The sequence below is a fragment of the Flavobacterium sp. FG19 genome, from assembly GCF_057809475.1.
In genome coordinates this window covers 339,304-363,732 of the sequence record NZ_JBMDKA010000003.1, presented here as the reverse complement: position 1 = coordinate 363,732, position 24,429 = coordinate 339,304, and the positions used below count along the sequence as shown (strand labels likewise).

Annotated in this window: 13 protein-coding genes; 12 read left to right on the top strand and 1 reads right to left on the bottom strand. The window is 34.7% G+C overall.

What is annotated here, in order from left to right; all coding sequences use genetic code 11:
• The first annotated feature begins 345 nt into the window (after positions 1-345).
• The 4 genes from ACODST_RS05290 (at position 346) to ACODST_RS05275 (ending at position 10,064) form a co-directional block, all read left to right on the top strand.
• A complete protein-coding gene (locus tag ACODST_RS05290; RefSeq protein ID WP_488931067.1) occupies positions 346-3,573 on the top strand; it encodes a SusC/RagA family TonB-linked outer membrane protein in 3,228 nt (1,075 codons plus the stop codon).
• Position 3,574: 1 nt separating this feature from the next.
• Entirely contained in the window at positions 3,575-5,038 is a 1,464-nt protein-coding gene (locus ACODST_RS05285; protein WP_488931066.1) for a SusD/RagB family nutrient-binding outer membrane lipoprotein, read from the top strand.
• A gap of 352 nt (positions 5,039-5,390) precedes the next feature.
• Positions 5,391-8,492, top strand: coding sequence for a SusC/RagA family TonB-linked outer membrane protein (locus ACODST_RS05280; RefSeq protein WP_488931065.1), 3,102 nt, complete (start codon positions 5,391-5,393; stop codon positions 8,490-8,492).
• Between the two features lie 57 nt (positions 8,493-8,549).
• Positions 8,550-10,064: a RagB/SusD family nutrient uptake outer membrane protein gene (locus ACODST_RS05275; RefSeq protein ID WP_488931064.1), complete on the top strand. Its 1,515-nt coding sequence runs from the start codon at positions 8,550-8,552 to the stop codon at positions 10,062-10,064.
• A 549-nt stretch (positions 10,065-10,613) separates the two neighbouring features.
• Here ACODST_RS05275 and ACODST_RS05270 read toward each other — a convergent pair.
• Positions 10,614-11,516 (bottom strand): DUF6607 family protein, encoded by a 903-nt coding sequence (locus ACODST_RS05270; RefSeq protein ID WP_488931063.1) that lies wholly within the window; start codon positions 11,514-11,516, stop codon positions 10,614-10,616.
• Positions 11,517-11,619: 103 nt separating this feature from the next.
• Here ACODST_RS05270 and ACODST_RS05265 point away from each other — a divergent pair, with 103 nt between their 5' ends.
• The 8 genes from ACODST_RS05265 (at position 11,620) to ACODST_RS05230 (ending at position 24,168) form a co-directional block, all read left to right on the top strand.
• Positions 11,620-13,743 carry a TonB-dependent receptor plug domain-containing protein gene (locus ACODST_RS05265; protein ID WP_488931062.1) on the top strand — a complete coding sequence of 708 codons (2,124 nt, stop codon included), beginning with the start codon at positions 11,620-11,622 and terminating at the stop codon, positions 13,741-13,743.
• A gap of 17 nt (positions 13,744-13,760) precedes the next feature.
• Entirely contained in the window at positions 13,761-15,200 is a 1,440-nt protein-coding gene (locus ACODST_RS05260) for an HmuY family protein (protein ID WP_488931061.1), read from the top strand.
• Positions 15,201-15,481: 281 nt separating this feature from the next.
• Entirely contained in the window at positions 15,482-16,954 is a 1,473-nt protein-coding gene (locus ACODST_RS05255) for an SGNH/GDSL hydrolase family protein (protein WP_488931060.1), read from the top strand.
• Positions 16,947-18,371, top strand: coding sequence for an SGNH/GDSL hydrolase family protein (locus ACODST_RS05250; RefSeq protein WP_488931059.1), 1,425 nt, complete (start codon positions 16,947-16,949; stop codon positions 18,369-18,371). Before ACODST_RS05255 ends, ACODST_RS05250 begins: the two co-directional genes overlap by 8 nt.
• Position 18,372: 1 nt before the next feature.
• Entirely contained in the window at positions 18,373-20,052 is a 1,680-nt protein-coding gene (locus ACODST_RS05245) for an MBOAT family O-acyltransferase (RefSeq protein WP_488931058.1), read from the top strand.
• A gap of 409 nt (positions 20,053-20,461) precedes the next feature.
• Positions 20,462-21,814, top strand: coding sequence for a signal recognition particle protein (gene ffh, locus ACODST_RS05240; protein ID WP_488931057.1), 1,353 nt, complete (start codon positions 20,462-20,464; stop codon positions 21,812-21,814).
• Positions 21,815-21,948: 134 nt separating this feature from the next.
• Positions 21,949-22,836 (top strand): bifunctional 5,10-methylenetetrahydrofolate dehydrogenase/5,10-methenyltetrahydrofolate cyclohydrolase, encoded by an 888-nt coding sequence (locus tag ACODST_RS05235; protein ID WP_488931056.1) that lies wholly within the window; start codon positions 21,949-21,951, stop codon positions 22,834-22,836.
• Between the two features lie 405 nt (positions 22,837-23,241).
• On the top strand, positions 23,242-24,168 hold the full coding sequence (locus tag ACODST_RS05230; protein ID WP_488931055.1) for a magnesium transporter CorA family protein: 927 nt from the start codon (positions 23,242-23,244) through the stop codon (positions 24,166-24,168).
• Positions 24,169-24,429: the final 261 nt, after the last annotated feature.

The window sequence follows — 24,429 nt, the reverse complement described above, 5'->3', positions numbered from 1 at the left end:
TTATATTCATTTTTAACTATTTTGAATTAGTACCCCTTTTAGTCTGAAATGGTAAGGATCAAAAAGCCGTCTAAAATTGTTTAGACGGTTTTTTTCATGTTTAAAGTACTGCTTTTTAGATTCTCTAAGCAGCTCTTTTAAAATTAATGCTGCTTTTAGTTTAGCTGTTATTTTTCTTCTTTCCTCTTCTTATTTTTTTTATAAGTTTTTTACTACTTATTAATCATGTAGTTATGGTTATTGTAGTATAATTATTACACTTTAAAGTGTTAAATAATTAAAAAATCTTGTTAAAATTGTTTTAATTTTCTAAGTTCGACCACTAATAATTCAAAACAAAAAATAATGAAACAAAAATTAAAAGGATTAACGGTGCTTTTTTTTGTGTTTGCATTGCAAGTTGGTTTTGCGCAGCAGAAAAAAATTACAGGAACAGTCTCAGACAATGCAGGAATGCCTTTACCAGGTGTTAGTGTCTTGGTCAAGGGAACAAAATCGGGGGCTCAAACTGATTTTGATGGAAAGTATACTATTAGTGCTGCCTCCAATCAGATTCTGATATTCAGTTATATTGGAATGAAAACTCAGGAAATGGTGGCGAATTCTTCAGTTATTAATGTTAAAATGGCTGATGCTGCACAAGAGCTTGAAAATGTAGTGGTGACAACCGCAATGGGAATTAAGAGGGACAAAAAATCGCTAGGTTACTCTTCTCAAAAACTGGACGAGAAGACTGTAAATTCTTCACCAACAAATAATTTTTTAAATAATTTATCAGGAAAGGTATCTGGTTTGGAAGTAAGGACCAATTCAAATTTTGGAGGATCTACCAATATTGTACTTCGCGGAACAAAAAGTTTGACTGGAAATAACCAGGCGCTTGTGGTAATTGATGGTGTTGCTATTTCTAACGCTAATTTGAATGATAGTTATTCTAAAAATGGAAGAAGAGGTTTTGATTTTGGGAATTCGGCTTCTGATATTGATCCTAATAATATTGAATCAGTTACAGTACTAAAAGGCGCAGCTGCAACAGCGCTATATGGTAGCCAGGCGTCCAATGGAGCCATAATGATAACTACTAAAAAGGGACAGAAAAATAGTGGACTGGGAATTACTTTTAGTTCTACAACTTCAATGGGACAGTTTGATAAGAGTACTTTCACCAGATATCAGAAATCTTATGGGGCAAATGGTTATTCAGAAGCAAATGATAGTTTCTATGAAGACGATGTGAATGGGGATGGAATTCCAGATAAAATAGTAGACATGACTGCCGACTCATCATTTGGAAATGCTTTTGATCCTTCTTTAAAAGTATATCAGTGGAATGCTTTTGCGCAAGGAAATCCTAATTATGGAAAAGCTACTCCATGGGTGGCAGGAGCTAATGATCCAAGAAGCTTTTTTCAAAGATCATTTAGTACCGTTAATAATATTGGATTAAGCGGTGGAGATGAAAAAGGATCTTATAATTTTAGTTATACCAACAATAATGAAACTGGTATTCTGCCAAACAGCAGACTTAACAGAAATATTATAAATGGAAATTTCACAAGAAATTTAAGTGACAAAATTAAAACCAACGCATTTTTTACATTTTCAGATCAATCAACAGTTGGAAGAAACAGTACAGGATATAATGATAATATACTAACAGGTTTTAGACAATGGTGGCAGACCAATGTGGATGTAAAAGAATTAAAACAAGAATATTTCCGAAATAGAGAAAATGTTACGTGGAATATGAATAATCCGCTAGAAGGAGATTTCAGACCAGCTTATTGGAATAATCCCTATTTTGATCGTTATGAAAATTATTCGTCAGACGGAAGAACAAGAATTCTGGCAGGTGGAAGTATTGCTGTTGATGTTACTAAAAATTTAAATGTTTTAGGACGTGTTACTGTAGACGGATCTAACGATAAACAAGAAGTAAGAAAAGCCCAGGGAAGTCATGCGGAGGAATTTGGAATACTGGATTTGGATGAAACTTCAGGGTACAATTTATATACCAGAAATTTTTTGCAGACTACATATGATTTCATTGCAACATACGATTTAAAATTATCAGAAAAAATCTCTGGTAAAGTTTTGGCAGGTTCGACTTTTATAAAGTCCAGAACAGATTCTTTTAATCAGTCAACAATAGGAGGTATTGTGGCACCAGGCCTTTTTACACTGGCTAATTCAATGTCATTTGTAGCGCCTTTAGAATCTGAAATTGATTACAGTAAATTGGGACTATATACACAAGCTTCCATTGATTATAATCGAACTGTTTTTCTTGAGGGATCATACAGACGTGACCAGTCAAGTGCATTGCCTATAAATAATAATAAATACGATTATTATTCTATTGGCACAAGTTTTATTCTTTCAGAATTGCTTAAAAAAGATTGGCTGAACAATTTAAAACTTAGAGCAAACTATGCCGTTGTAGGGAACGATCCTGTTGCAGGGTTATTAGGAGCAAAAATTAACAATGGACTGATTAACGGTAATCTAATGTTCACTAATAGTGGGACATATGTTGATTTTCCCTCTTTAAGATCTGAAAAGCTAAAAAGCTGGGAGTTTGGAATAGAATCTTCAATGTTTAAAAACAGATTAAGTTTTGACGTTTCCGTATATCAGTCAAATGCGGTTGATCAAATTTATAATGTTCCTCAATCTACCTCGACAGGTTTTTCAAATTCGCAGATTAATGCCGGAGAAATGCAGAACAATGGAGTTGAAGTTTCATTGTCAGGAACTCCTGTAAAGACTCAGGATTTTCAATGGGATGTTACGGTTAACTGGTCTAAAAATAAGAATAAAGTACTTTCTCTTAATCAGGGAAGAGAGAATCTTCAGTTAGCAACCTGGCAAAATGGTGTGAGCTTAAATGCTACTGTAGGTAAGCCTTATGGAACTATGAGAGGTACTGATTATGTTTATACTAACGGTAAAAAAACGGTTGATGAAGATGGTAATTATTTAACGGTTGAAGATCAGGTTATCGGAAATATTCAGGCTGACTGGATTGGTGGTATCTCGAATAGACTGAGTTACAAAGATGTCTCTTTGAGCTTTTTAATTGATGTGAAAAAAGGAGGAAGTGTATATTCTTTAGATCAGGCTTATGGGCAGTATACCGGTCTTTATCCTGAAACAGCCGGACTTAATGATTTAGGTAATCCGGTTCGAAACTTTATTGATGACGGAGGCGGGATTATTCTGGATGGTGTCTATGAAGACGGAACCCCAAATAAATCCAGAATAGAGGCCAATTATGTTGGTTCTGGTTTTGGAACAGATGTTGAACCAATGAAAAAGTTTATATATGATGCATCTTATGTAAAGCTTAGAGAAGTAGGTTTGACTTATAACCTGCCAAGGAAATTTATTGAAAGTACTTTCGCAAAATCGCTTTCATTCAGCCTGCTTGGAAATAATCTTTGGATTATACACAAAAATGTTCCGTATGCTGATCCTGAAGCCGGTACTTCGGCAGGAAATGTACAAGGGTTTCAGTCGGGTGTAATGCCTACGATTAAAGTATACTCGTTTAATATTAAAGCAACTTTTTAAAATGAAAAAATATATAGTAATAACCATCGTTTTGTCATTTTTAATGGCAGGCTGTGTAAGTGATGATCCCACAGCAAATGAGGACAAGGACAAATCTTATGGTGTACCTGCAGAAACTTTATTTACAAATGCAGAAAAAGAATTGATGGATCAATTGGCTACTCCAAGTGTAAATTTAAATGTAATTCGATATTTTACACAATATTGGGCTGCAACCCAGTATAATACAGAAGCCAGATTTAATATTACAACGAGAAACATTGGGAATTTTCATTGGAATGCTTTGTATAGATCGGTTTTAGGGAATTTAGAAACAGCCAGAGAGGTAATAGCAACAGAGGTTAAACCGGAACTGATGAGTGTAGAGGACTGGACAAAACAACAGAGAAACAAGGAAGCTTTGATTGAGATTTTACAAGTATATGCTTTTCAGGTCCTGGTCGATAGTTTTGGAGACGTGCCCTATACTGATGCGCTAAGAGTGAAAGAAGTTGTTTTACCAAAATATGACGATGATGCAGTCATTTACCCTAAATTAATTACAAGATTAGATGCTGCAATCGCCAGCTTAAATGTAAGTGGTAATTCTTTTGGAAAAGCAGATTTTATTTATGGAGGAGATGTATCAAAGTGGAAAATCTTTGCTAATACTTTAAAGTTGAAAATAGGTCTCAATTTAGTCGATGCTGATGCAGCGCTTTCAAAAGCGACTGTAGAAAGTGCTTACAAAGCGGGTGTAATCCTCGATAATACTCAAAATGCTGTGTTTGCTTATCCGGGTTCATCTCCTATGTACAATCCTATTTATGCAAACTTGGTCGCAAGTAACCGTGATGATTTTGTAGCTTCTGTTACTATAATTAATGATATGAATACTTTGGAAGATCCCAGAAGAGCGGTTTATTTCACTACAATTGAAGGGATATACAAAGGAGGTCTAAACGGACCAACTAATTTGTATAAAAATTTTTCACACATAAGTGATAAAATAAAAGCAGCTAATTTCCCTGGCATTTTGGCAGAGGCGACTGAAAGTAATTTTTACTTAGCGGAAGCTGCGGCAAGAGGTTATAATGTGGGTAATAGTGCTGAATTTTATTACAATAAAGCGATTAAAGCTTCATTTGAATATTGGGGAATCGACTCTCAGGCTGATGCTTATTTGGCAACCCCGGATGTTAATTATCTTACAGCACCCGGTCTGACTTTTAAGGAAAAAATAGGAAGACAGGCCTGGATTGCATTTTTTAACAGGCCTATGGAATCCTGGAATTCTTACAGAAGGCTTGATTTTCCAGTTTTAACAGCGCCTGCGAATGCTGTTGCTGCGGCTGAAGGCCAAATTCCAAAACGGTATACCTATCCTATAAATGAGCAAACAGTAAATAATACCAATTGGGCGGCAGCATCTGCAGCTATTGGAGGAAATAGATTAAAAACGCACGTTTTCTGGGATAAATATTAGACGAAAATTAGCAAAAATAATTGATCTTTTTTGATCACTTCTTCATAAAATAAATTAAAAACAGCCATCTGATACATTTTAGATGGCTGTTACTAAGACTAAAAAACGACTATGCTTTTAGATCTTTTTACTGCCCTCACAGAAATAGTTTAACTCTAGCTATTGTGTCGTTTTTTCTAATTTCTTCTATCATTTTATACTTTAAAATAGCTTTTTTACTACATATTAACTATTTGTCTGTTTTAAATGTAGTAAAAATAATATATTTAACTTTGTTAAAGTAATTAAAAATCTTGTTAAAACTATTTTAATTATTTAAGTTCGACGCCAATAATTCAAAACCAAAAAAATAATGAAACAAAAAATTAAAAAGTTAATCGTGCTTTTTTTTGTTCTTGCAATGCAATTTACTTTTGCACAACAAAAAAAAATTACCGGAACGGTCTTAGACAATGCAGGAATGCCTCTACCGGGTGTTAGTGTTTTGGTCAAGGGAACAAAATCAGGAACTCAAACTGATTTTGATGGAAAGTATACTATTAGTGCTGCCTCCAATCAGACTTTGGTGTTTAGTTATCTTGGAATGCAAACTCAGGAAGTATCAGCAAGCTCTTCTGTTATTAATGTGAAAATGTTGGATGCCGGGGCACAGGAACTGGACAGTGTCGTAGTTGTTGGATATGGTGTACAGAAGAAAAAAGAAGTTACGGGTTCAATTTCTAAAATTTCTGGGCAAGACATCTCCAATTTGATAACTCCTTCTGTCGAGGGTGTTTTGGCTGGTAGAGCTACGGGGGTTCAGGTTGTTACTAATACAGGACTTCTTGGAGCAGCTCCAAAAGTTAGAGTTAGAGGGGTGGCTTCTATATCTGGTGTTACTGATCCATTGATTGTTGTTGATGGTATTCCAATTTATTCTGGTGATATTGGAGGAGTGTCAGCTACAAATGGTTTGGCTGATATTAATCCAGAAGATATTGAATCATTTGATATCCTGAAAGATGGAGCTGCAACTGCAATTTACGGCTCAAGAGCAGCTAATGGAGTTATCCTGATCACCACCAAAAGTGGTAAAAAAGGTGCTTTGAAAGTAAATTACTCAAGTGTTTTTGGTGTAGCCAGTGCCGCTAAAAAATATGATGTGTTAGGTACACCTGATTTCCTGATGATTTCTAATGAAAAAAGAACAAATGCCGGACTAACTCCATGGGCAGCAGGAGATACATATAATACAGACTGGCAATCTGCGGTTTTACGAAATGCTTCTCAAATGACACATAATCTTAACTTTAGTGGAGGTTCTGAGAAAACTAAATATTACTTATCATTAGGAGTTAGCGATCTGGATGGAATAAATCTATCAAACAGCATGAAAAAATATTCAGTTCGCGCTAATATTGATCAGGATATAAATAAATGGTTAAGCATTGGTACGAATTTGAATGTAAACAGAACGGAGTATAATGGAGTGAATAGCAGTACTGCTGGCCTTTCAGGTAATTTCTTTAATACACTCAGACAGCTGCCTAATACACCAATTTATGACGTCGATAATCCGACAGGCTATAATATTTCACCAAATGGGGCAGCTGTTGGGCAGTGGGACAATTTAGCTCCAGTAGGAGACAACATTACGAATATTATGTATGTACTTGATCATAATAAATATAAATCAACAACAAGCAGAATTATTGCCAGTGCATTTGCAAATGCAAAAATTACTTCTGATTTGAGTTATAAATTACAAGTAAGTGGAGATAATGCTTTAACAGATGGTTTTCAATACTGGAATCCAGTTCATGGAGATGGACGTGGATATAATGGTTATGCTTATCAGGACAATACAAACCTGTTAAGATGGAACTGGCAGAATATTTTGAACTACAGGCATACTTTTGCAGAAGATCATAATATTGGTATTACTGGTGTAACAGAATATCAAAAATCCAGAACTAAGATATTATGGGGTTCAGGACAAGATCTTTTGAGTGACTTCTTTGATGAAAATTTAGTGTCAAATACTTTTAATACTAAAGATACTGGAGGTGGTATTACTGAAAAAGGAATCATGTCATATCTGGGACGTTTTACATACAATTATAAAGAGAAATATTTTGTTCAGGGATCTCTTAGACGTGACGGAATTTCACAGTTTGGAAAAGATGTAAGATATCATAATTTTCCCGGAGTTTCGGCCGGATGGACCGTTTCTAAAGAAAACTTCATGAAAGGAATTAATAAAGTAGTGTCTGATTTGAAACTAAGAGGTTCTTATTCTGAAGTGGGTAACGTTGAGATTTTAGGAGGAGTATCTTACCCTTCAAAAGGACTTACAATTGGGTCTCCTTATGCAGGTTCAACAGGTATTGGTTATTATCAATTTGGTAACGATTTGCTGCAATGGGAAACTAGTGATAAAATCGACTTTGGTGTTGACTTTGGTTTCTTAAATAACCGTTTGACACTGGCATTTGATTATTACAAAAATAATATTGATGGAATCGTTTTGGCAGCTCCAGTTGCTCCGTCTTTAGGGATTCCTAATAATACAATCAACCAGAATGTTGGAAAAATGTACAACGAAGGATATGAATTTGCAGTTAATTTTAAGGCGGTTAGCAATACAAACTTTAAATGGGATGTTTCTTCTAACTTGACGCTTACAAAAAACGTAGTTACAGCTTTGTATAATGGACAGGAAATCATAGGAGGTTCTTCTGGAGATGCAAATATTACTATAAGAGAAGGTCAATCAATAAACTCTTTGTATGGTTTTAAATACTGGGGTGTTAACAAGGCTAATGGTAACCCGGTTTACTATAAAGCAGATGGGAGCTTAGTTCAGGGCAACATTAGTAATAATCCGGGATATTATGAGTTTGATCCTGCTAATCCAGGAGCGGCAATGATTAAAGAATCTTCTTTAGGTAGTGCAGATAAAACAATTTTAGGGAATACTCTGCCAACATATTTTGGATCAATTTCTTCTAATATGAGATATAAAAATGTTGATTTAGGTTTCATGTTCAGATTTAGCGGAGGTAATAAAATTTTTAATTCTACAAGAAGAGAATTAATGAACCAAAATTTAAATAACAATACAACAGAGATTTTAGGAAGATGGCAAAGTGTTGATAATCCAGGAGATGGATGGACACCTAGATTATGGGCAAGTTCAAACACATTTACTAATCTATCGGGAAGTGCCAGTACACGTTTTGTTGAAAACGGTGATTTTGTATCACTTGATAATATCACTTTAGGCTATACACTGCCTAAAATGTTAATGGATAAAATAGGAGTAGACAACTTTAGATTTTTTGTTCAGGGACAAAACATCTGGTTGATCTCTAAGTATAAAGGTCTAAATCCTGAAATGGAAACAAACGGAGTGGATCTTAACGGTACTCCACGTTCCAAAGTGATATCAGTTGGATTAAATGTAAGTTTATAATAAAGACATATGAAAAATACAGTAAAAATAATTCTGCTTTTTGTAGGTGTACTAGTGATGAACTCATGTACAGAAGAAAAAATATTGGATTTAGAACCAATAAATAGTATTTCAGAAAAAGATGCTTTTTCAAGTCCTTCCTTAATAGCCTCATATATGAATGGTGTCTACAATGCTGCAGCTATTGGTACATATAATTCAGGAACTCCAAATGGAGGTAGAGGTTATGTCTGGGGAGCTGCGTTTGTAGAACAAGGAGAAGCAAGGGGGGAAGATGTTGTAAATATGGCAACCTTTTATGAATTGACCTATAAGGCAACCTATGATCCAACAACACCCAATAACGTTTACTATTGGGTAGATGGTTACAGATTAATTAACAGATGTAATTTAATGATTGAAGGAGTTACGGATGCAGTTGCTAAAGGAACTATTACAAGAGATGTTGGAGATGATTATATTGGACAAGCTAAATTTTTAAGAGCAATTACGCATTTGGAGCTGCTTACTTATTTTGCAAGACCATATAATTTCGTTGCTGGTGGTGCTCATCCAGGAATTCCTTACAGAGAGGTTGGTATTAATACCGCAAGTGAAATTACTTCAGAAGTTGCAAAACCGAGAAATACGGTTGCAGAATGTTATACTAAAATTATAGCGGACTTAAATGATGCTGAAAATTTAATTACTACTGGTGCTTCTACAAGAAGTTTAGGTAAAGCTTCTAAATGGGCTGCAATTGCATTCAAGACAAGGCTTTATCTCCAGAAGAGAGACTGGGCGAATGTAATTACTGAGGGAGCTAAGTTAAATGGAGTGTTTTCTTTGACTGCGGATCCTTATGGTCCTTTTGGTGCTACTGCTTCCAATAACACAGAGTCTATTTTTTCTATTATGCATTCCGCTACAGCGAATCCGGGTGTAAATGCTTCATTGGCAAGTATGTTAAAAAACAGAGCTTTGGTTTGTATTAGTCCAATTCTTTGGAGAGACCCACAATGGCTTGCAGATGATAAAAGAAGAGAAGACGGCAGATTTATCTACACTGCTTCTGGTATTAAATATACAAATAAGTATATAGATGTTACTAGTCAGTCAGATCCAGCCCCAGTTATTAGATATGCTGAAGTAGTATTGAATATGGCAGAAGCCCAGGCTCGTTTATCAAATTTGCCAGCTGCATTAACTTTGTTGAATTCAGTAAGAAACAGATCTTTGGCAGTTCCTGCTACTCAGGCTTATACCGCTTCTTCTTTTACTACAAATGCTGCCATGGTGGCAGCAATTTTAAAAGAAAGAAGGATTGAGTTTTTACAGGAAGGACGCAGATGGACAGATATTCACAGATTACAAGGCGACCCAATTACTTCTGTGGCTACAGATGGTATTCCTGCAAAATATGCGAGTGGCGCTCCACCATCAAGGGACGCATTTGTGCTGGGAAATGATTTTATTGTTACTACTGCTGTGGGGGCAATTCCTGGTTCTGATTATAGATTCTTGTGGCCTATACCACAGATTGAGTTAAATACTAATCCAGGCATAGGTCCAAACGCGGGCTGGACAAATTAATAGTTTTGGATCACTAAATTATATAAAACCGTCTCAATAATGTTTGAGACGGTTTTTTTAGTGATGAATAATTTAAATAGTTTCAGGCAGAGAAAAGAATGTCTGTTACACTACCTTTTTTAAATCATTAAATTAAATATTGTTTCCCATTTTAGAATCTTTTTGACGAAGATTTTAAGACTGTTTTTATGCTTGAGTTTAGCGAATACATTCCCTACCATTTTAGGACGATGACCCAGATTGCTTTTTTTGTTTTAGGATTTTAAAAAACCAGCTGGATTATTAATTAGCTTAGCAGCTTATTAGACTATTCAAACAGAATGTTTCTTTGTAATTAAGTTATCAAACGAATGTGATAAAGTGCTAACTGATTTTGATTATAGTACTTGATTGTTCTGTGTAAGTGTGCTAAAATCAATAGGTAATAAATATAAAAAAGAAGCGCCTTTTAGTATAGAACCTCTTCTATTAATGTTAATTTTAAACTTCAAACAAAAAGCCGGTAATTCCAAAAATTACCGGCTTTTTTACAACTAACACAAACATTTTTTATTTTACAAATTTGTCGATGATTTTGTCTGTTTCTGCTTTTGCAGTATCTGGTTTTAAATCAAACAAAAGAGAATAAAGTGCTTTTCTGTCCACTTTGGCTTCTAAGTTTAGGTCTTTGTGTCTGTCAAAAAGAGTCTGCCATTTGTCGCGAACATTTTTCCAAAGCGCATTGTTTTCCTTCCACCATTTTTGTCCGGCAATACATTTGCTGTCTTCTACTTTAGTGTAAACATCAAATCCTTTTTCCTGAGCTAATAAAACATCTTTACCGCTGTCGTCTCTTACCAGTTTGTCATTGTCCTGCTCGTGGTTCCATCCTGTAGCAGTGATTTCATGGATGTTTCTTCTTTTTAAAACATTGTAATCGTTACGTTTAGTCTGCTCTCTTCTTGGAAGTGGTGCATCAGCCACGTTAGCCCAGTAATCCTGCCCGTCAACATGTACCCAGGTTGATGATCCTTCGTATCTCGGGCTGTCGTCTACCTGATACACTTTTTGAGTCCACTGTCCTTTAACGGCTTTTTTATCTAATTTTTTATATTTCCAGGAATTTCCTTTGTCGAAAGCATATAAGTCTGTGTTTTCATACAGCCAGTCTTGTCTCCAGTGTTTGATGATCATATCAGGACTTACAATTAATAAGTGCTGCATTACGATTTTGTTTGGAGTATCTTCTACTAATTCGACCCATTCTAAAGCCGATTCGTGTTTCGTTTCAGATGGTTTGTAAGTAAGAGAGTCTTTAGGATATGAGAATGTTTCTGTAAAGTTAAACTTCACTTCATAGCAGCCGCACATAGATTTGATCGATTTTATGTCCTGCTGCTTTTTGTCCTGACCAAAACCAAGACTGCAAGTTAAAGCCATAATGGCTGAAAAATAAAGGCTTTTTGTAATCATAACTTATTGATTTGTTTTAATTTTTGGCAAATATATAAATTTAATTTAGAACAATTAAAAATAGTTATATATTTGCAGTGATTATTAAGATTGAATAAAAATAATGAAAATAAAATTAACCCTTTTTGCTGTAATCCTTTTATTTCAAATTTCTTATGCGCAGCAAAAAGATAGTATTGCGTCTCAGGAAAAACTTTCTGAAGTAGTGGTTACAGGACAGTTTGAACCGCAGTCAATAAAGAAATCTGTTTATGACGTTACAGTAATTTCCAGAAAAACGATTGAACAGCAAGCCGCTAATAATTTGGCAGATTTGTTAAATCAATATTTAAATATAACAATAACACCAAGTTCAGGTACTGGCAGGTCTACCGTTTCTATGTTTGGTTTAAATGGGGAGTATTTTAAGATTCTCATTGACAATATTCCTGTGGTGAGTGATATTAGTTTGGGAAATAATGTCGATCTGACACAAATTAATCTTGACGATATCGAGCAAATTGAGATTATAGAAGGCTCAATGGGGGTTACAAATGGTGCAAATGCAGTAACAGGTATTCTTAATATCATTACAAAAAAATCGTCACGCTATAAATGGGAGATAGGGGCAACAGTTCAGGAAGAAACAGTTGGGGAGGAATATTCTCCTTTTAACCAGGGACGACATATACAATCTTTAAAAGTTGCACATAGTATTAATAACAACTGGTTTGTATCCGCAGGACTTGACAGAAATGATTTTGACGGCTATCTGGATGGTAAAAAAGGTAAAGAGTATAACGAAACTGACCTGCAGAGAGGGTACACATGGCTGCCGAAACTTCAGTATGTAGGTAATGGTATGATCAGTTATAAAAGAGATGATTTTAGAGCTTTTTATAAATTTGATTATTTAAATGAAAATATTGATTATTATGATCCAACTGTTATAGTGGTAACAAACCCTCCTTTTGGCGATATCCGTTATTCTGAAGACAAACGATATTTGACAGAGCGTATAATTAATCACTTAAATTTTTACGGAAAGTTAGTTTCTCAATATAATTATAATGTTTCATTTTCTCATCAGAAGCAAACCCGCTCAACAGATTCATTTAATTATGATTTGAGTTTACATCAGGAATCTGAGAATAAAAAAGAAAGAAATCAATCTACAGAATTACTTTATTCAACAGGTACATTGGGTAATTTTTTTCCAGGCAAAGCTATTGATTTTCAACTTGGTTATGAATATGTAAGTAATTTAGGTTTTTCGATCGTTAATGGAGAAAATCAATCATTTGTTCCGGTTGAAAAAAGATTTGAGAACTATGATATTTTTCTATCATCAGAAATTAAAGCAACGAAAAAATTTTCTATCAGACCTGGTGCAAGAATTTCATTTCAAAACCAGTTTGATAATCAATATGCTGCTTCTGTAGGACTTTATTACTTATTTGATAAAGGTATCGAAGTTCGTTCGTCTGTTGGGAGAGGATTTCGAACGCCTAACTTTGAAGAGTTATACTCTAAAATTAAATTTTCTGGACATCAGTTTTATGGCAATGACGCTTTAATTCCTGAGACGAGTATGTCTTATGATTTTAGTGTTAAAAAAACAACCACTTTTAAATCCGGAATGTTGCTTTCTACAAATCTTTCTGCTTCTTATCTAAATGTAAAAGATAAGATTGATATGGCTTATGTAGGTAATGAACCAGATACTACAGATCCGATTTATCAATACATAAATATCAGCGGATATAGAATGTGGAATGCGGCGATAACAAATCAGATGAATTTCAAAGATTTGTCTTTTAATTTAGGAGCTTCTTTGGTTGGAATTTCGCAGGAAATTGATAATGGTGAAGTAGTTTCAGATAATAAATTTTTATACGCTCTTCAGCTCAATAGCAGTGTAACATACAACTTATCAAAATATAATACCCTGTTTGCTGTGAATTATAAATTTAATGGAGAACAACAGCAATTCAGACAGGTTACAGAGAATGGAGAAAATGTATATAAATTATCATCAATTGATCCTTATAGTTTTTTGGATGCGTCTGTAAAGAGGTCTTTCTGTAAAAAAGCATTTGATGTAACCCTTGGTGCCAGAAATATTTTAGATGTAACAAATATTCAGCAGAGTATTGCATCCGGAGGTGCTCATACAGCTTCGAATAATATTCTTTTAGGATATGGAAGGTCGTATTTCTTAAAACTAACCTATAATCTTAATTTTTAATCTAAATAATAATGACAATGAAAAAAAGCGTTCTTTTATTAATTTCATTTATTATGATCGGTATTACAGCTTGTAATAGTGATGATAATGATGTAGACAACTCTAATGCGGCTGCATTTGTAAATACAGCTTCTAATGTTTTAGAAGCCGAAACAGAGGTAAAAGTTGTGTTTTCTAAACCTACAACGTCAGCTGGTACAGTAACGTTAAATGTTACTCCTACTGCATTGACTTATGGTACTGATTTTACAACAACACCGGCTGTAGAGAATTCAAAAATAGTATTATCATATGCTGCAAATGTTAGTTCAGTATCTTTTACATTTAAAAAGATTGTTGATGCAATAGAAGGAGAAGTTAAAAATGTAAAATTTACTATTGCTTCTGTTTCAGATGCTAATGTGACTGTAGCAGCGGCAACAAATTATACACAACTTAATTTTAATGAGACAGCAGTTGTAAGCAAATCTTTGGCACCTGAAAATGGAGGAAATACAGTTCCAAACCAGGTATTTATTGATTTAAGTTCAGGGGCGATGACAAAAGTTCTAAGAACTAGCTGGGATTTAGGTTTTTATGGAGGATCAGAGTTTCGTGTGATTTCAAATGGAGCGATTAATAAATTCGCAGTAAAACAACTTAATACTACTAATATAGATGAGGTACAAGTTGAAGATCCAAGTGTAACAACTGGTAACTATGAAGCGATTACAACAAGCTATATAGATGATCCATACGGAAATTTAGCTCCAATTTCAGGAGTTGAAGGAAGTAAAGGAACAGCAATTGCAGAAGTTTCTGCTAACGATGCCGACAATAAAGTTTATCTGGTAAACATGGGGCAGGATATTTCTACGGTTCCTGGAGTTGGAACTGGAGTTGCTCTTACAGGAGCTTCCAGAGGATGGAAAAAAATTAGAATTTTAAGAGATGGTACTAATTATAAATTACAGTATGCAGATTTGAATGCTACAACTCATAGCGAAGTTACCATTACTAAAGATGCTGCTTATAATTTTACATTCTTTAGCTTTAATACTAAATCAGTAGTTAAAGTTGAGCCATTAAAAGATAAATGGGATCTAAACATTACTACTTTCACGGGAGAAACATTTTATACTGATGGCGCATCGGCAGGAGCATATTATTTCCCTGATTATGCCATTACTAATACTAAAGTTGGGACAAAAGCATTTCAAGTGTTAACATCAGATGTGACATATGAAAATTATACTTTAGCTAACGTAGTTGAGTCTAATTTTAATACTGATTTGGCAAAAGATCAAAGGGTAATTGGTGGAAATTGGAGAGCAACTTATCCATTGTCATTTAAGACCGATCGTTTTTATGTAATAAAAGATGTTGCCGGAAACGTTTATAAATTAAAATTTACAGCAATGCTTAGTGCTGCAGGAGAAAGAGGTAATGTGTCCTTTGAGTATGCACTTTTAAAATAATTCATTAATGAAAAAATCTAAAGAGCATAACGATTGTTTCATTTCGCTATATGGTATTTTATGCCAAAAAAATAGTTAATCATTAGCTTTGTTTTTTTTATTTTTTTTTGATTTAAGAGGCTGGATTTTTCCAGCCTCTTTTTTTATTTTCTTTATTGTTAAAATGAATTAAAAATGAATGATTTAATTCTATCTTTGCCCAGCAATTTTTTAAAACGGAATTAACAGGAATATTGATGATCAGTTTCCGGAATTCCATCCCTCAATATTATAATTAATAAGTGAACACAAAACCATATTTCTTTCAGTCTTTTGCCATTGTAGCATTAGCCGTTATTGCTTTCGCGGGATTTAAACAGGTTCTGCCGGATAAAATTTTTTCGGATGCGAAATTAGATTCCAAAAATGTGCTTATCGACAGCCTGCTGCTGGAATCGGTGGCAAAAGATTCTTTGTCTCTTGACGGGGATAGTATTGACGATACATCTGGTCAGGAAAAAATTGTTTACGATGCTTCGGAAGGAATTGAATTTCCATCTGAAACATTCGATAACTACAAAGGATATCAGTATCTGATTTCGTTTTATGAAAAACTATACCAGCTGGAACAAAATCCAAATGGGCATGTCAGAATTGCCTATTACGGAGATTCGATGACCGATGGCGATTTGATTGTTCAGGATGTACGTATGAATTATCAGGAGCATTTTGGAGGAAATGGTGTTGGATTTGTTTCTATCATTTCAGAATCATCTGCTTCCAGAGGTTCTGTAAAAACACTGTTTTCTAAAAACTGGAAAACACAATCCTATCTGAATGTAAAAAGACCAGCAAGTCCGTTTGGAGTAAATGGTCACGTGTTTTTTGCTAATGATAAAAATAATACTACTTGGGTGCAGTACGAAGCCGGGCTCAATAAATATTCAACTTCTTTAGATAATCCAACTTTGTTTTACGGAAGATCTTCTAAAAAAGGAAATGTGAACTTTATTATCGGGAAAGACACTTTAAAGAAAAACCTTTCTCCAAACAATTTGGTAAACAGCCTAAAAGTAACTTCCGGAAGTATAAAAGCGTTCAGGGCTAATTTTATCCATGCCGATTCCATCCCTATTTACGGATTTAATTTTGATAACGGAAGCGGGGTTCACGTGGATAACTTCTCACAGAGAGGAAATTCCGGGCTGCCAATTTCTATGTTTGATGCCGGGGTGATGCAGGCTTTTAACAATAGTCTCAAATACGATTTGGTGATTCTGCATTACGGAACTAACGTACTGAATTACGGAACCAAAAACTATTCATGGTATCAGAAAGGAATGACCAAAACCGTAAATAAAATAAAAGAATCGTTTCCGGGTGTTTCTATTTTAATTGTATCAACAGCCGATAAATCGACTAAATATGATTTGGAAATGAAAACCGATTCAGCTGTTGTACCTTTAATGAATGCACAGAAACGTTATGCCCTGGATACCGAATCAGGATTTGTTAACCTTTATACCCTTATGGGCGGCGACGGATCGATGGTAAAATGGGTAGACGAATCTCCGGCAAAAGCCAATAAAGATTATACACACTTTAACCAGAGAGGAGCCAAAGCCATTGGGAATTTATTATACAGCCAGCTAAATAAAGGTTACGAAGAATATAAACTTTTACGTCAGAAACGTGAAACAGGCGTAAGGCCCAGAGCAGTCAGAAAACCCAAGGCAGATTCCGTTTCTGTCGAAACAGATAGTGTAAATGAATAAACTACTTATGTTCTTTTGCTGTCTTTTTATCTCAGCAAATGATAAACCGCAAAATTCCGTCTCACCTCCAATAACTACTAAAGCTATGGTTACTAAAATCGATTCAACATCGGTTGAAACTTATATAGGAAATCACATTTACAATGCCAAAGCATTAGAAAATGTTTTTAAGAAACTGGCAGAGAATGAGAACAGCGGAAATCAGAAAATAAATATTGTACATATTGGCGATTCGCACATTCAGGGCGATTTAATGACCAATAAGATAAGAAAGATTCTGCAGCAGAAATTTGGTAATGCCGGAAGAGGTTTAGTTTTTCCGTATCAGCTGGCCAAAACCAACGGATCTTATAACGAACGTTTCCGCTGTAACCGAATCTGGGAAAGTTACCGGAATATTTATCCTGTTCGAAATTATCCCGTTGGGTTAAGCGGTATCGGACTTTGGAGGGATACCGGAGGTTTTGTAATGGAAATGAGCATTAAAGATCCGGCTTATAAGTTTAATACCATTCAGATTATAACGCCCAAAAATGAAAATATGTTTGATTTGTCAACGGCATCTCAGGCTAAATTTGTCGAAACGACTGAGCGAAAAATAATCACGCATAAAATCAAAAAAGGAGAAGCGATCTCTGTGATTGCAGACAAGTACAATGTTTCAATTGCCGAAATAAAAAGAGCCAATCAGTTAAAATCAAATAATATTCGTGCCGGCAGGATTTTAAAAATTCCAACTAATCAGATGCAGTCCCGAAATATTAAAACCTCTGAGTTTGTACCTGTAAATCTTGAATCGGATGCTTTCTGCCACTATTACAAATCGGAAAAAGCGCTGGACCGTATTTTTCTGATTCCGAATAAAGAAGCCAAAGATTTTGAACTTAACGGACTGGTTTTAGAGAAAAATGCTCCCGGAATAACGTACAGCGGAATTGGAGTAAACGGAGCTAAATTTTCAGATTACAACAAATATCCTTTGTTTTTTGAACAGTTAAAAGCCTTACATCCCGATCTGTTAATTTTCTCATTAGGAACCAATGAAAGTTTTGATAAACTCGAAGCGTCAGAATATATAAGAAGACTCCGTGATTTTATTAAGAATATAAAAGAACAGAATATCAACGTTCCTATAATTGTAATGACACCACCGCCTTCTTTATTTAGAGGAAGAAAACCCAATCATTTTGTTGGAGAATATGCACAGCGAATTAATGATATTGCCGAAAAAGATGGTTTTGCCGTTTGGGATTTATATGATGAACTGGGCGGTTTAAACGGAATAGGACAATTAAAAGCTCAGGGACTGATAGGGAAAGACTGGGTGCATTATTCTAAAAAAGGGTACGAAAAACAAGGAAGTTTATTTACCGAGGCATTTTTAAAAGCATACGATAATTTTAAATTAAAAAAGTAAGTTGACAACAATAGACAGCATTAATAATTGGTTCATTCAAAATTTTGGTGCAATTACAACAGAACAGGTTAAAAACTGGTTTATTTATAATCCGGACGAAAAACTATTATTCAATACGGGTTTGTTCCTGGGATTATTCCTTGTTTTTTATTTTGTATATGGCTTTTTATACAAAACATTTTATCTGAGATTAACGTATGTTATACTCTTTTCGCTTTTCTTTTATTATAAGTCAAGCGGAATTTACTTTTTATTGTTACTGCTTTCTTCTGTTGTAGATTACGGTTTAAGCCAGATTATTTACAAAGAAAAAAAAGACAGTGTTAAAAAGATATATCTGGTAATCAGTGTCATTCTGAATTTAGGACTGCTTGGTTATTTCAAGTATATGAATTTCATGATTGGGACTTACAATGATATGTTTAATGGAAATCTGAAATTTCATGACATCTTTCTTCCGGTTGGGATTTCGTTCTATACCTTCCAGTCCATGAGTTATATCATTGAGATTTACCGTGAAGAAATTAAACCGACAAAAAACTATATCGAATATCTATTTTTCGTTTCGTTTTTCCCGCAGTTAGTAGCCGGGCCAATTGTACGTGCGAAAGATTTTCTGCCTCAGATTTATCAGAAATTAAACCTGACCAGACAGGATGTAAATAATGCTTTGTTTTTAATCATAGGAGGCTTGATTAAGAAAACGGTCATTTCAAACTACATTTCAGTAAACTTTGTGGATCGTGTTTTTGATACGCCTTTGAGTTATACGTCTTTTGAAAATTTAATGGCTTCTTACGGATATGCAATTCAGATTTACTGCGATTTCTCAGGATACTCCGATATGGCAATTGGTATCGCATTATTATTAGGTTTTAAATTACCGGCCAACTTCAGAACGCCTTATAAATCTAATTCGATTACTGATTTCTGGAGAAGATGGCATATCTCGCTTTCTACCTGGTTAAAAGATTTCTTGTATATCTCTATGGGAGGAAACCGTGAAGGTTCTTTTGCCGGATTTTTATTCCCTAGTTTATTTTTCTTCGGATTGCTGCTGTGGGGGATCACAAGTTATACTACCAGTATAATTCCGTTAATAATTGCTTTTAGTTCAATTGCACTTTTTTGTTTGTCATTTATTCTTTCCAATAAAAGAAAACAAACTTTATTTACAAACCTGAATCTGTTTACCACTATGTTACTGGGCGGATTATGGCATGGAGCTGGAGCGCAGTTTATTGTTTGGGGTGCTTTACACGGATTGGCTTTGGCAGTTCATAAAATCTTTATGGAGTTATTTCCATCCAAAAAAGAAGGTTCAAATTTCTTATGGAGATTTTTCTCTATCCTGATTACATTCCATTTTGTAGTTTTCTGCTGGATCTTTTTCCGTGCCAGAGATTTCGAAACAGCATTGCAGGTAATTAATACTATTGGGCAATTATCATTCGAACCGGAACTTTGGAAAACCATTATTTTGGGATACAAAAATGTGTTCGGATTAATGTTATTCGGTTATGTCTGGCATTTCTTACCGGAAACATTTACAAACGGAATGAAATCTGTTTTTGATAAAACACCAATTTTAGTGAAAGCGATAATCTTAGGATTCGTTTACTGGATTGTTTATGCAACAGCAGTGGCAGGTTCGCAGCCTTTCATATACTTCCAATTTTAAAGATTCATAGCCGCAAAGGCACAAAGGCGCAAAGGTTTTTATTCTTTGCGCTTTTTTTATTTGTCACAAAGACGCAAAGTTGCGAAGTTTTTTTCTCCCGCAGATTACGCAGATTTGGCAGATATTTTATTGATGAGAATAAAAATCCCTTAAATCTGCGTAATCTGCGGGAGAGAAAAATTATTAGTTTAAGAATTGAGAAATTCGTGCAATTCGTGGCTAAAAAAACTTTGTGTCTTCGTGCCTTAGTGGCAAAAAGAATAGCAGTTAGGAAGCTCAGGAAATTAGTATAACTCGTAGCAAAAAAACTTAGCGTCTTAGAGCCTTCGTGGTAAAAAAATGCGTATAAATAAAAATTGCCTGAAATGTCTAATTAGATTATCTTTGCACTTCAAATAAACAAAAAGATATGTTTGATAATTTAAGTGATAAGTTAGATAAAGCGTTCCATATATTAAAAGGACACGGTAAAATTACTGAAGTAAACGTAGCCGATACCTTAAAAGAAGTTCGTCGTGCGTTACTTGATGCCGACGTTAATTTTAAAATTGCTAAAGATTTTACCGCCAGAGTAAAAGATAAAGCAATTGGACAGGACGTATTGACAACTTTACAGCCAGGACAATTATTAGTAAAACTGGTAAAAGATGAGTTGACAGAATTAATGGGAGGAGATGTTGCCGGTGTTAACTTGTCAGGAAATCCAACTGTTATTTTGATGTCGGGACTTCAGGGGTCTGGTAAAACTACTTTCTCAGGAAAATTAGCAAACTTCTTAAAAACTAAGAAAAACAAGAAACCACTTCTTGTAGCGTGTGATATCTACCGTCCGGCGGCGATTAATCAGTTACATGTTGTGGGAGACCAAATAGGTGTTGAAGTATATTCAGAACCAGAAAATAAAAATCCTGTAGAGATTGCTCAAAACGCAATCAAACACGCTAAAGCAAACGGACTTAATGTTGTGATCGTCGATACAGCAGGACGTTTAGCCGTTGATCAGGAAATGATGGACGAAATTGCACGTGTACACAAAGCAATTCAGCCTCAGGAAACATTGTTCGTTGTAGACTCTATGACAGGACAGGATGCTGTGAATACAGCAAAAGCTTTTAACGATATTCTGAACTTTGATGGAGTTATCTTAACGAAATTAGATGGTGATACTCGTGGTGGAGCAGCGCTTTCAATCAAATCGATTGTAAACAAACCAATCAAATTTGTTGGTACTGGAGAGAAAATGGAAGCAATTGATGTTTTCTATCCAGAACGTATGGCAGAGCGTATCTTAGGAATGGGAGACGTTGTGTCTCTTGTTGAAAGAGCTCAGGAGCAATTTGATGAAGAAGAAGCCAGAAAACTTCAAAAGAAAATCGCTAAAAACGAATTCGGTTTTGACGATTTCTTGACACAGATTCAGCAGGTAAAGAAAATGGGTAATATGAAAGACCTGGTTGGAATGATACCGGGAGCTTCAAAAGCCATGAAAGATGTAGAAATTGAAGATGACGCCTTCAAACATATCGAAGCCATCATTTATTCAATGACACCCGCAGAAAGAAGCAAACCAGCCATTATCGACGTAAAAAGAAAAGCCAGAATCGCAAAAGGTTCGGGAACAAAAGTCGAGCAGGTAAATCAGCTCATGAAGCAGTTTGACCAAATGAGCAAGATGATGAAGATGATGCAAGGCCCAGGCGGAAAAAACCTGATGAAAATGATGGGAGGTATGAAAGGAATGCCAGGAGGAATGCCGAGATAAAATAAGAAAAAGTTTCAAGTTTAAGGTTTCAAGTTATGAGACTAAAATTTGAAACTTTTTTAATTACATAAAAATTTAAGTTTCATTTTCAACTTGAAACGTAAAACAAATTAAACCTGAAACAAAACAACAAAATGCAGCTACTAGACGGTAAAAAAACATCTAACGACATTAAAAACGAAATTGCAGCCGAAGTTCAATCTATAAAAGCAGCGGGAGGAAAAGTGCCTCATTTAGCAGCGGTATTGGTCGGGAATAATGGAGCAAGTTTAACTTACGTAGGAAGTAAAGTAAAATCTTGTCAGGAAATCGGATTTGATTCTACTTTGGTTTCTTTACCGGAAACGATTACCGAAGATGAATTATTGGCTAAAATTAAAGAATTGAACGAAGATGATAACCTGGACGGATATATCGTTCAGTTGCCATTGCCAAAACATATCGACGAGCAGAAAATTTTATTAGCAATCGATCCAGACAAAGATGTTGATGGATTCCATCCAACTAACTTTGGTAGAATGGCACTTGAAATGGAAAGTTTTATTCCGGCAACTCCCTTTGGAATTATGGAATTGTTAGAGCGTTATAAAGTAGAAACTTCAGGGAAACATACGGTTGTAATTGGAAGAAGTCATATCGTGGGACGCCCGATGAGTATCTTGATGAGCCGTAAAGGAAATCCTGGTGACTCAACAGTTACTTTGACTCACAGCCGTACTAAAGATTTAGCAGAATTTACTAAAAATGCAGACATTATCATCACTGCTTTAGGAGTTCCGGAATTTTTAAAAGCCGATATGGTAAAAGAAGGCGTAACCGTTATCGACGTTGGAATTACTCGTGTTGATGATGCTTCAAATGCAAAAGGATATGTTATCAAAGGTGATGTTGATTTTGACGGCGTAAGTAAAAAAGCGGCATTCATTACGCCAGTTCCGGGTGGAGTAGGACCAATGACCATTGCGATGTTGCTTAAAAACACACTTTTGGCAAGAAAAATGAGAAGCGCAAGAAATAAATAATTTCTTTTTCAAAATAGTAGGAAAGCCTGTTCAGTTGAACAGGCTTTTTTATTGCAGTAATTTTTTTTAAATACATAGAAACATAAGATTTAATTTCTATGAAAAGAATACGAAAGAGAAACAAATTTCTATAACATAGTTAAAGCTTGGCTATGTTTATTTAGAAAAAGTGAACGTCTTTTTGCGGTAATAATATCTGTGTTTCTATGTGTTTAAAACCTGCGCAAAGATTCATTTTAATATATAATTAATAGTTTAAAGTTTTGGTTCTTAAAAATAAAGGATACTTTTGCAGCACTTTAAAAAATAACACTTCTCCAAATGGACGATTATTATTATTCGTTAGTATTAAATTAAGCAGCTTTTGAAATTTCAAAATGCTGCGTTAAAACCCTGTATTTTGAAATGAAAGCCTTTTACACCAACAACAACGGATTAGTAGAAATTCAAAAATGGACTTCAAATTGCTGGATTCACATCGAATCTCCAACAGAATCAGATAAAAATTACCTGCTGGAAGAACTTCAGGTTCCTGAAGCCTTTTACAATGATATCGAGGATATCGACGAAAGACCTCGTATCGAAATCGAAGACGGTTGGACACTTATCATCATGCGAATTCCCATTAAAAGCGGCGATGTTAAAATTCCTTTTCATACCGTACCACTCGGAATCATTTTTAAAGACGATATCTGCGTTACCATCAGTTTTTATAAAACAGAAATAATCAAAGATTTTGTCGCTTATTCACAGCGCAAAAACATCGAAATAGAAGACAATTTCAATCTGGTTTTACGATTGCTTTTGTCATCAAGTGTTTGGTATTTGAAATACCTGAAGCAAATCAATCAAAAAATAAAACTGGCGGAAGATAATTTAGAGAAATCCATCAAAAACGAAGAATTACAGGCCTTGCTTCAAATCGAAAAATGCTTTGTATTCTTTATCACTTCTTTAAAAGCGAATGATGTTTTGTTCCAAAGAATCAAAAACCTGAAAGCTCATAAAGCCAGTTACGATCCGGAATTACTAGAAGATGTCGAAATCGAGTTAAATCAGGCGCAGGATACAGCCAATATTTATAACAACATCTTAACGGGAATGATGGACGCTTATGCTTCTGTAATCTCCAATAATATGAACAATATTATGAAACAGATGACTTCCATTTCAATTATTTTAATGATTCCAACCCTAATCGCCAGTTTGTACGGAATGAACGTACCAAACGGTCTGGAAGAAAGCCGGTACGGAATCTGGATTCTGCTTCTGGTTTCAATAATCTTATCCACCTTTGGAGTCTTTTTATTCAAAAGAAGAAGATGGTTTTAAATCTCACATTATAAAATTTAAAAAAGCCTGTTCACTATGAACGGGCTTTTTTGGTTTTGTGTTCCGGCAATGAGTTGTTTACGGTTGTTTTAATCATTTGTTTTTTACTAAACTTTTAAAATTCTTAGATGTTTTTAAATCATAAAAATGATCTTTCTAATTAATGAAAACCAACTTTTTGTTTGATTTTAATTTTAATTTCTAATTTTTAACAATTAGTTATTATTTGTTTTGATTTATAATGTAAGTTTGTCCCTAATA

Excerpts from the sequence above, each read along its gene's own strand:
- ACODST_RS05260 (WP_488931061.1), top strand. The coding sequence starts at position 13,761 with ATGAAAAAAAGCGTTCTTTTATTAATTTCATTTATTATGATCGGTATT.
- ACODST_RS05250 (WP_488931059.1), top strand. The coding sequence starts at position 16,947 with ATGAATAAACTACTTATGTTCTTTTGCTGTCTTTTTATCTCAGCAAAT.
- ACODST_RS05270 (WP_488931063.1), bottom strand. The coding sequence starts at position 11,516 with ATGATTACAAAAAGCCTTTATTTTTCAGCCATTATGGCTTTAACTTGC.
- ACODST_RS05235 (WP_488931056.1), top strand. The coding sequence starts at position 21,949 with ATGCAGCTACTAGACGGTAAAAAAACATCTAACGACATTAAAAACGAA.
- ACODST_RS05290 (WP_488931067.1), top strand. The coding sequence starts at position 346 with ATGAAACAAAAATTAAAAGGATTAACGGTGCTTTTTTTTGTGTTTGCA.
- ACODST_RS05285 (WP_488931066.1), top strand. The coding sequence starts at position 3,575 with ATGAAAAAATATATAGTAATAACCATCGTTTTGTCATTTTTAATGGCA.
- ACODST_RS05265 (WP_488931062.1), top strand. The coding sequence starts at position 11,620 with ATGAAAATAAAATTAACCCTTTTTGCTGTAATCCTTTTATTTCAAATT.
- ACODST_RS05280 (WP_488931065.1), top strand. The coding sequence starts at position 5,391 with ATGAAACAAAAAATTAAAAAGTTAATCGTGCTTTTTTTTGTTCTTGCA.
- ACODST_RS05230 (WP_488931055.1), top strand. The coding sequence starts at position 23,242 with ATGAAAGCCTTTTACACCAACAACAACGGATTAGTAGAAATTCAAAAA.
- ACODST_RS05275 (WP_488931064.1), top strand. The coding sequence starts at position 8,550 with ATGAACTCATGTACAGAAGAAAAAATATTGGATTTAGAACCAATAAAT.
- ffh (WP_488931057.1), top strand. The coding sequence starts at position 20,462 with ATGTTTGATAATTTAAGTGATAAGTTAGATAAAGCGTTCCATATATTA.